The 8,290-nt window shown below is 70.6% G+C and carries 10 protein-coding genes; 3 read left to right on the top strand and 7 right to left on the bottom strand.

The window, feature by feature from the left end; all coding sequences use genetic code 11:
- Positions 1–134: 134 nt before the first annotated feature.
- Genes AC2W7G_RS05155 through AC2W7G_RS05135 form a run of 5 tightly spaced genes read right to left on the bottom strand, consistent with a single transcriptional unit; the run spans position 135 to position 3,423 of the window.
- A complete protein-coding gene (locus AC2W7G_RS05155) occupies positions 135–512 on the bottom strand; it encodes a hypothetical protein (protein ID WP_485867494.1) in 378 nt (125 codons plus the stop codon).
- Entirely contained in the window at positions 509–880 is a 372-nt protein-coding gene (locus AC2W7G_RS05150) for a hypothetical protein (protein WP_485867493.1), read from the bottom strand. Before AC2W7G_RS05150 ends, AC2W7G_RS05155 begins: the two co-directional genes overlap by 4 nt.
- Before the next feature lie 46 nt (positions 881–926).
- The gene (locus tag AC2W7G_RS05145; RefSeq protein ID WP_485867492.1) at positions 927–1,493 is read right to left on the bottom strand and encodes a 1-acyl-sn-glycerol-3-phosphate acyltransferase; all 567 of its coding nucleotides are present in this window, start codon (positions 1,491–1,493) and stop codon (positions 927–929) included.
- A 10-nt stretch (positions 1,494–1,503) separates the two neighbouring features.
- Positions 1,504–2,082 (bottom strand): hypothetical protein, encoded by a 579-nt coding sequence (locus tag AC2W7G_RS05140; RefSeq protein ID WP_485867491.1) that lies wholly within the window; start codon positions 2,080–2,082, stop codon positions 1,504–1,506.
- 36 nt (positions 2,083–2,118) lie between these two features.
- On the bottom strand, positions 2,119–3,423 hold the full coding sequence (locus AC2W7G_RS05135; RefSeq protein WP_485867490.1) for an HNH endonuclease signature motif containing protein: 1,305 nt from the start codon (positions 3,421–3,423) through the stop codon (positions 2,119–2,121).
- A 348-nt stretch (positions 3,424–3,771) separates the two neighbouring features.
- Between AC2W7G_RS05135 and AC2W7G_RS05130 the strand changes: the two genes are divergently transcribed.
- Positions 3,772–4,299, top strand: a complete 528-nt coding sequence (locus AC2W7G_RS05130; RefSeq protein ID WP_485867489.1) for a ribonuclease H family protein — start codon at positions 3,772–3,774, stop codon at positions 4,297–4,299.
- A 31-nt stretch (positions 4,300–4,330) separates the two neighbouring features.
- Here AC2W7G_RS05130 and AC2W7G_RS05125 read toward each other — a convergent pair whose 3' ends face one another.
- Both AC2W7G_RS05125 and AC2W7G_RS05120 read right to left on the bottom strand, forming a co-directional pair.
- Positions 4,331–5,239: a M56 family metallopeptidase gene (locus AC2W7G_RS05125; RefSeq protein ID WP_485867488.1), complete on the bottom strand. Its 909-nt coding sequence runs from the start codon at positions 5,237–5,239 to the stop codon at positions 4,331–4,333.
- Positions 5,236–5,604 (bottom strand): BlaI/MecI/CopY family transcriptional regulator, encoded by a 369-nt coding sequence (locus AC2W7G_RS05120; RefSeq protein WP_485867487.1) that lies wholly within the window; start codon positions 5,602–5,604, stop codon positions 5,236–5,238. The genes AC2W7G_RS05125 and AC2W7G_RS05120 overlap by 4 nt, the downstream gene beginning before the upstream one ends.
- Before the next feature lie 119 nt (positions 5,605–5,723).
- Between AC2W7G_RS05120 and AC2W7G_RS05115 the strand changes: the two genes are divergently transcribed.
- Together AC2W7G_RS05115 and cydB are read left to right on the top strand one after the other, a co-directional pair.
- Positions 5,724–7,136: a cytochrome ubiquinol oxidase subunit I gene (locus tag AC2W7G_RS05115; protein WP_485867486.1), complete on the top strand. Its 1,413-nt coding sequence runs from the start codon at positions 5,724–5,726 to the stop codon at positions 7,134–7,136.
- A gap of 10 nt (positions 7,137–7,146) precedes the next feature.
- On the top strand, positions 7,147–8,157 hold the full coding sequence (cydB, locus tag AC2W7G_RS05110; protein ID WP_485867485.1) for a cytochrome d ubiquinol oxidase subunit II: 1,011 nt from the start codon (positions 7,147–7,149) through the stop codon (positions 8,155–8,157).
- Positions 8,158–8,290 lie beyond the last annotated feature (133 nt).

The raw sequence follows: 8,290 nt of genomic DNA, 5'->3' as shown, positions 1-8,290 counted from the left end.
GACGACGGTCGTGGCGGCGGCGCAGGACCGGGCCTCGGTCGCGGCCGCGGTGCTCGCCGTCGTCGGTTCGTCGCGACGGTGGGGCTGATGCTCGCCGCCACCCGGCGGGCGAACGCCGCCGCTCGCGCCAGCGGCTAGGGGCAGCGCACCCAGACCACCTGCTCCTCCGGGCCGCCGCCGTCCGGCAGGGACCCGTCCACGACACCGACCTCGACCCGGACCCTCTTCAACGGAGTGCTCAGGCACGGGGGACGGCCGTCGCCCGAACTCGCCCCGTCGTCGGCCTCCCAGGCGACGGCGTCGGCGATGATCGGCAGCTGCGTGCCGTCGTCGGCGTCGAAGGTGACCAGCTCGTTCTCGTCGTTCAGCCGCGTCGCCGTGCCGGTGAGGGTGCGGACGTCGTGCTGGTCGGCCCACACGTGGCCGGCGACGAACCCGAGCGCGAGCAGCGCCGCTCCGGCGGCGAGCGCTCGCCGGGACACGTCGACGGTGGCCGGGGACGCGGTGGTCATGCTGCCGTGGGGACCGGGACGGCGACGTCGCGCTTCTGCACGTGGTCACGCACGGCCGGCGTGATGAGGGGCAGTGCCTGGCCGTAGAGGACCGCGGCGACGAGCAGCGTCGTCGGCTCGCGGAGCACGTCGATGATCCCGCCGACGGTGAACAGCACCGCCCAGGTCATCGTCCAGATGAAGGAGATGCCGCGCGCGACCCGGCTGCGGAACCAGACGAGCACCAGCAGGAGAAGCCACAGGGACATCGCCGCACCGCCCCGCCAGGTGAAGCCGTCCCCGGGGATCATCGAGACGGGCGCCAGCAGCAGGTGGAACAGCGCGCTGACCAGGATCCAGTTCCGCGCGGCGGGGGAGATGGAAGGCACGAGGGCAGCGTAGACGCGCCGGAGGAGCGGCGTCAGGGCTTTCGCCCTACGCGCGGTCCTCCTCGCGCAGGCGGGGGAGCGTCGCGTTCTGCGGCTTGATGCCGCCCTTGTCGGCGTAGAACGCGCGCACCAGGTCCATGTCCTTCTTCACGTCGCCGGACGCCACGAACGACGGACCGAAACCCATCGTCTTCGTCGGCGGCTCGAAGAAGGCCAGCGTCACGGGCAGGCCGGTCTGCTGGGAGAGGCGGTAGAACCCGGACTTCCAGTACTCGCCCTTGCTGCGCGTGCCCTCGGCGGCGAAGACGAGGCGGAAGCTCTCGCCCTCCTTCGCCTCGGCGACCAGGTCGGACACGATCGTGGACGCGTTGTCGCGGTCGATCGGGATGCCGCCGAACAGCCGCAGGACCGGCCCGAGCGGGAAGAAGAACAGCTGCTTCTTGACCAGCACCCGGGGGTGCTCACCGCCGTGCCACATGACCAGCAGCATCGTGATGAAGTCCCAGTTGGAGGTGTGCGGGGCGCCGACGAGGATGCCGTTCGGGGGCACCTCTCCGACCATTTTGTAGCCCATGACACGGGTGACGGCTCGGGCGAATCGCTGACGCAGCATGGGGAGGAGCCTACGGCGCCCGCTGGTCGTCGCAGGCGGTGCCCGGGGCGAACGAGACGTCGCTTGTCGCGACGTCGGTGCCTGTCGTCCCGTCCGGTCGCTGGAAGGTGAAGGACAGGCCGCCAAAGTGCGCCGGCGGTCGGATCCGTAGGGCCGCCACGGGGACGAAGGCGGTCCCGCTCTCCAGCTTCGACTGCGGGAGCGGACGCCGGCTGCTCCAGTCGAGGACGTCGCCGCCGTCCTCGTCCTCCTCGGCCGGCCAGTCGCTGGTCCACAGGCCGTCGCCGGCACCAGGTCCGGGCGTGGTCACGAGCGTCTGGAGCAGCTCGACGCCGCGCGACGCGTGGAGCTCGACACCGGTCAGGGTGACGTCGCCACCCAGCGCGCGGACCGGCGGGCCGGACACCCCGTACTGCTGCCCGACCCGGGACTCCAGCAGGCACACGCTCGTGCTGCCCTCGTCCTGCGGTGCGAGCCGAGCCGATGACCGTTCGTCGTCGCGCGCGCGTGGTGCCGCGTCCTGCCCGTCATCCGTGCAGCCGCCCAGCGTGAGCACGCCCACGCACACGAGCGCCGTGGTCAACCTCATCTCGTCCCCCTGCTTCGATGTGAGGGAACCGTAGCCTCACGCCGGGACGCGTGGTCGGTGCTTGACGTGTCGGGCGTGGCGGAGCGGCCGTTGTTGCGGGTCGATGCGTGGTGGTGGGATGACCTCGACGACTCCGTCATGACTCAACCTGGCTGACCAGTCGGAGTCGTGGAGCAGGTGGTGGTGGAAGAAGCAGAACAGTGCGCCGTTCTCGATCGACGTCTCGCCGCCGTGTGACCACGGGATGAGGTGGTGGGCTTCGCACCAGCCGGGCGGGCGGTCGCACCCCTTCCAGGAGCAGCCCCCGTCCCGCTTGGCGAGGGCGATGCGCTGGGACCTGTCGTGGAGGCGCTTCTGCTGACCGACGTCGAGCGGCTGACTCGCGCCGCCGAGAACCATGGGGATCAGACCGGCGTTGCACGCGAACCTGCGGGCCTCGCTCGCACTCATCGTGCTGCCGGTGGAGAGCGTGGCCCGCGAGACCCGGTCGCGCAGGTCGTCCAAGTCGATGTTGATCGTGACGGTCGCGGCGACGCCACCGGCCTGGGGGAAGCAGTCGCTCGGCAGGTGCTCGACCAGCTCACACAACGCCAGCCCCAGGCGACGCGAGTGGTCCAATCGTCCGATCTCGGTGTCGGAGTGCTCGCCGTCCACGTCCCGGAAGATCGCGCCTTCCCTACGAGGTGAGGCGAGGCCCTCGAGGACGGTCTTGAGCATGTCCGCCTGCACATCGGGCAGGACGCCCCGGATGCTCGAACGACCGCGACCCATGCGAGTGATGGACAGGTGGGTCTCGTCCCACGCGTGCTTCTCCTGGCGCTCGAGCTCGGCGCCGATGATCTCGTTCGCACTGTCCGGATCGACCACTTCGACGATCCGGTTCGCGAGCCGGCGCAAGTCGTCCGCGCCAAAGTCCTTCGCGTGCTGGAGCAGGGTCGCCTCGGCGTCGTCGTGCTGCTCGTCCACGAACCACTCCGGGAGGGCGTCGAGGGCCTTGAGGATGGTGTGCGCCTGCTCGGTCGTCAGCTGACCGGCGTCCCACCGCGCGCGGGTGACGGTGCCGCGGGTGGGGTCGAGCCGAGTCAAGGAGACCAGCTTCGACGCTTCACGCTTGGAGACGTTCGTCGTGCTCGCGAGCCACACCGTGGCGGAGGTGCACCCGTCCTCGCGGGGGAGGCCAAGGTCCTCGGCAGCCGCAGTCAACTTGGTGGTGAGGGCCTGCAGGCCGGCGACGGCTTCGGCTGCTGCTCGAAGGTCGGCTCGGATCTGATCGGCGGTCAAGCGCCAGGGCTCAAGCGCGCTGGACTTCTCCAGCAGTGCCGCGACCTCGCTGACGATCATCCGAAACCCCGTGTCGAACGTTTGTTCTAGTCTACCTCGGTGGGGTGACAGGAACAACGCGAAATCCCCACGATTCCAGATTTTTTCGACGCTTCGACAAGCTCAGCGAGCGGAGCCTGGGCGAGCCGACGAGCCGGGGCGAGCGCGCGCCCGGCTCCGTCGTCTTCAGCCCCTCGGGGGACCACGCACCCAGGGCTCCTTTCGACATGCTCAAGGAGCGGGCTCAGGCGAGCCGACCGGCCGACCCCGCCGACCCAGACCCTTCGTCATCAGCCCCTCGGGCGACTGCGCGCGAAGGTGCGCCGGTAGGGTCGCCGGGCCCACCCCGAAGACCGCAGGAGCACCTCCATGACGCTGACCCGTTCGCACACCGACGTCCTCGCCCTGCCTGGGGCGGTCGTCGTCGGCACGGACGGCTCGAGCGTGCGCAACCCCGGCCCGACCGGGTGGGCGTACGTCGCCGACGACGGCACGTCCGCGTGCGGAGGACTGGTCGAGGGGACGAACAACATCGGCGAGCTGTTGGCGGTGCTCAACGCGCTGCGCGACTTCACCGACCGTCCGCTGGTGCTGCAGGCCGACTCGGCCTACACGATCGGCTGCTCCACCACCTGGGCCGCCGGCTGGGCGCGCAACGGCTGGCGCAACTCCAAGAAGGAGGTCGTGGCCAACGTCGAGATCGTCCAGGCGATCTACGCGGCCATGCAGGACCGCCGTGACCGCGACGCGCCCGTCTTCTTCCAGAAGGTCAAGGCCCACCTGACCGACCGCACCGTCTGGCCGCTCAACGTCGCCGCCGACGAGCTCGCCGGGCAGGCCTCGGCGCGGGCGGCGCGCGGGGACGTCGCCGAGGTGCGCACCGCCGCGCGCGTCTGACCCCTCGACGGGCTCAGGGAGCGGGCGCGGCTCACGAAGCGGGGACGCTCAGCGCTCGAGCAGGACCTGCCAGGCGTGCACCATCCACGGGATGGCGATCGCGACCGTCGGCACGACGACCACGGCGGCCGAGAACAGGTAGAGCGTCGCGGACACGAGCCGGTTGCTCGGGTCGGGGTCGCGCAGGCGCTCCAGACGCACCGCGGCGGCCGACCCGACGCCGAGCGCGCCCGCTGGGGTGGGCGCGTCGGCCAGGGGTGACCAGGGCCTTCGCCACCGGCTTCACGCCGCCGACCTGGCGGGCCGCGTCGTCGGCGAGCAGCTCGACCATCACCTGGCTCTGGTGCAGCGGGGCGTCGGTGCGCAGGAAGCGCGGGTACGCGGCGCGCAGGAACTCGAAGCCCTCCAGCACCAGGTCGTGGCGCGAGCGGACGTGCGACCGCTCGTGCTCGAGCACGGCCTGCAGCCCGTCCTCGTCCAGCCGGTCGATCGTGCCGCTGGAGACCACGACCCGTGCCTTCGTGCGGTCGGGCAGGCAGTAGGCGATGGGCGTCTCGTGCTGCAGGACGCGCAGGGCCGGCTCGGCGCCGTCGGGCTCGCCGAGCAGGTCGACGAGGTGGCGCTGGCGGCGTCGACGCTCCGCGGTGCGCCGCCACACCGTCCACGCCGCCCACCAGAAGCGGGCCCAGACCAGGACGCCGACGCCCAGGACGGCGACGTGCAGCGCGACCCGCCAGGGGGAGGGGTCGTCGACCGACACCAGCCACAGGGCGGTCGACAGACCGGCGCCGGACGTCGCGAGGATCGCGGCGACGGCCAGCGACTGCCACATGATGATGCCGGCGCGGGGCGCCTTGAGCGGCCACGCGCTGCGGGCGAGCAGGGCCGGGACGGGCAGCGCGAGCGCCAGCCCGAGCAGGCCCAGCCAGATCGGGGTCACCGGTCGTCCATCGCCAGGATCTCGTCGAGGGCGCTGCGCAGGGCGGCGGCCTCGGACGGGTCGACGGTGCGGGCGAAGTGCACCAGGGCCGCGGTGCGGTCGTCACCGGCGCTGTCGAGCACGGCGTGCAGCAGCTCCGACGTCGCCTCGTCGCGCGAGACCGCCGGGCCGTAGCGGTAGGCGCGTCCGTCGCGCTCGCGGACGACCATCTCCTTCTTGGCCAGCCGGTCGAGCACGGTCATGACCGTCGTGTAGGCCAGGTCGCGCTCGTCGAGCCGCTCCTGCACCTCGCGGACGGTCAGCGGGGCGGTCGCGTCCCACAGCGCGTTCATGACCGAACGCTCCAGCTCCCCGAGTCGCGGCACTGTGACCAACCCCTCTACTACGTCAGGTAGTACTTCGTTGTGACGGCGAGATCCATCGTACTACGCTCCGTAGTAGTTACTACGACTCGTAGTAGTTCGGTTCTCCCGGAGGATCCAGCATGGAAGCACTCGAGATCGCGCGGTGGCAGTTCGGCATCACCACCGTCTACCACTTCTTCTTCGTCCCGATCACGATCGGCCTGTCGTTCCTCGTCGCCGGCCTGCAGACCGCGTGGTTCCGCACGCAGGACGAGAAGTACCTCCGGCTCACCAAGTTCTTCGGCAAGCTCTTCCTGATCAACTTCGCGATGGGGATCGTCACCGGCATCGTGCAGGAGTTCCAGTTCGGCATGAACTGGAGCGACTACTCGCGCTTCGTCGGCGACATCTTCGGCGCCCCGCTGGCCATCGAGGGCCTGCTGGCGTTCTTCCTGGAGTCGACCTTCCTCGGCCTGTGGATCTTCGGCTGGGAGAAGCTGCGCCCCGGGTTGCACCTGGCGACGATCTGGATCGCGGCGATCGGCACCGTCCTGAGCGCCTACTTCATCCTGGCCGCGAACTCGTTCATGCAGAACCCGGTCGGCTTCACCTTCAACGAGGCGCTGAACCGCGCCGAGCTCACCGACTTCGTCGCCGTGCTGACCAACCCGGTCGTGCTCGTGACGTTCCCGCACCAGATCACCGCGTGCTTCCTGGTCGGCGGCGGCTTCGTGGCCGGCGTCGCCCTGTGGCGGATGGTGCGCCGCTCCGACGACGGGCACCACGACACCTGGCGCACCGCGATGCGCCTGGGCGCGGCGACGCTCGTCGTCTCCGGCATCGGCGTCGCGATCACCGGCGACCTGCAGTCCAAGGTCATGATGGACGTCCAGCCGATGAAGATGGCCGCCGCCGAGGGCCTCTACGAGGACGAGCAGCCGGCCGGGTTCTCGATCCTGACCCTGGGCACGCCCGACGGCGAGCACGAGCTGTACTCGATCAAGGTGCCGCGCCTGCTGTCGTACCTGGCCAACGGCGACTTCGACTCCGAGGTCCGCGGCATCAACAGCCTGCAGGCCGAGTACGAGGAGAAGTACGGCGAGGGCGTGAAGTACTCGCCCAACATCCCGGTCACCTACTGGACGTTCCGCTGGATGATCACGCTCGGCATGGCCGCGGCGACCGCCGGCGCCCTCCTGCTGTGGGTGACCCGCAAGGGCCGCACGCTGACCCACCGCCGGTGGGCGTGGCTCGGCGTCGCGCTGCCTTTCCTGCCCCTGCTCGGCAACTCCCTGGGCTGGGTGTTCACCGAGATGGGCCGTCAGCCGTGGCTGGTGTTCGGGATGCTGCCGACGTCGGCCGGCGTCTCGCCCGGCGTCAGCGCAGGCACCGTGCTGACCTCGCTCGTCGGCTTCACCGCGCTGTACGGCGTCCTGGCCGTCATCGAGGTCAAGCTCCTGCTCACCTACATCGACAAGGGCCTGCCGGACGTGCAGCCGCCCCGCCACCCCGACGACGTCGACGACGACACGCCGCTGGCGTTCGCGTACTGAGAGGCCTGTCATGGAACTGACCACCGTCTGGTTCGTCCTCATCGCCGTCCTGTGGGTCGGCTACCTCGCGCTCGAGGGCTTCGACTTCGGCGTCGGCATGCTCATGGCCGTCATGGGCCGCGACGACACCGAGCGGCGCGTCCTGCTCAACACCATCGGCCCGGTCTGGGACGGCAACGAGGTGTGGCTCATCGTGGCGGGCGGCGCGACGTTCGCCGCGTTCCCCGAGTGGTACGCGACGCTGTTCAGCGGGTTCTACCTGCCGCTGTTCGTCATCCTGCTGGCGCTCATCGTCCGCGCCGTCGGGTTCGAGTACCGGCACAAGCGCGAGGGCGTCGCCTGGAAGCGCGGCTGGGACCGCGCGATCATCGTCGGCTCGTTCGTCCCGGCGTTCCTGTGGGGCGTCGCCCTGACCAACATCGTCCGCGGCGTGCCGATCGACGCCGACAAGGAGTTCGTCGGCAGCCTGCTCGACCTGCTGAACCCGTACGCCCTGCTCGGCGGCCTCGTGACCCTGTCGGTCTTCCTGGTGCACGGCGCGATGTTCGTGGCGCTCAAGACCGTCGGCGACGTCCGCGAGCGGGCCAACGCGCTGGCGGTGCGGGCCGGTCTCGTGGCCGCGCTGCTCGCCGTGGTCTTCCTCTTCTGGACCGGCATGGACCAGGACCAGACGGCGGTGTGGGTGCTGGCCGGCCTCACCGCGCTGTCCTTCGTCGCCGGCCTCGGGGCCGCGGTCGCGCAGCGCGACGGCTGGGCGTTCCTCGGGACGTTCGCGGCGATCGCGCTGTTCACCACGATGCTGTTCACCGGACTGTTCCCCGACGTCATGCCGAGCTCGCTGGACCCGGCGTGGAACCTCACGGTCGAGAACGCGTCGTCCACCGACTACACGCTGACGATCATGACCTGGGTCGCGGCCTTCTTCACGCCCATCGTGATCGGCTACCAGGCCTGGTCGTACTGGGTCTTCCGCAAGCGGATCGGGACGCAGCACATCCCGACCGAGACCCTCGCCGCCTGACCGGGAAGGCCCGACCGTGAAGCCCCTCGACCCCCGCCTGGTGCGCCGCTCGCGCGCGGTGCGCCGCTACCTGGTCGCCAGCGTCGCCGTCGGCGTCGCGACGGCCGTCGTGGTCGTCGCCCCAGGCCGCGCT

It is taken from the genome of Aeromicrobium sp. PFPM2_SD2, assembly GCF_057364525.1.
Note: the sequence above shows the minus strand (reverse complement) of the source record. Positions and strands in the feature narration are given on the sequence as shown.

Excerpts from the sequence above, each read along its gene's own strand:
- AC2W7G_RS05140 (WP_485867491.1), bottom strand. The coding sequence starts at position 2,082 with ATGAGGTTGACCACGGCGCTCGTGTGCGTGGGCGTGCTCACGCTGGGC.
- AC2W7G_RS05130 (WP_485867489.1), top strand. The coding sequence starts at position 3,772 with ATGACGCTGACCCGTTCGCACACCGACGTCCTCGCCCTGCCTGGGGCG.
- AC2W7G_RS05145 (WP_485867492.1), bottom strand. The coding sequence starts at position 1,493 with ATGCTGCGTCAGCGATTCGCCCGAGCCGTCACCCGTGTCATGGGCTAC.
- AC2W7G_RS05135 (WP_485867490.1), bottom strand. The coding sequence starts at position 3,423 with ATGATCGTCAGCGAGGTCGCGGCACTGCTGGAGAAGTCCAGCGCGCTT.
- cydB (WP_485867485.1), top strand. The coding sequence starts at position 7,147 with ATGGAACTGACCACCGTCTGGTTCGTCCTCATCGCCGTCCTGTGGGTC.
- AC2W7G_RS05155 (WP_485867494.1), bottom strand. The coding sequence starts at position 512 with ATGACCACCGCGTCCCCGGCCACCGTCGACGTGTCCCGGCGAGCGCTC.
- AC2W7G_RS05115 (WP_485867486.1), top strand. The coding sequence starts at position 5,724 with ATGGAAGCACTCGAGATCGCGCGGTGGCAGTTCGGCATCACCACCGTC.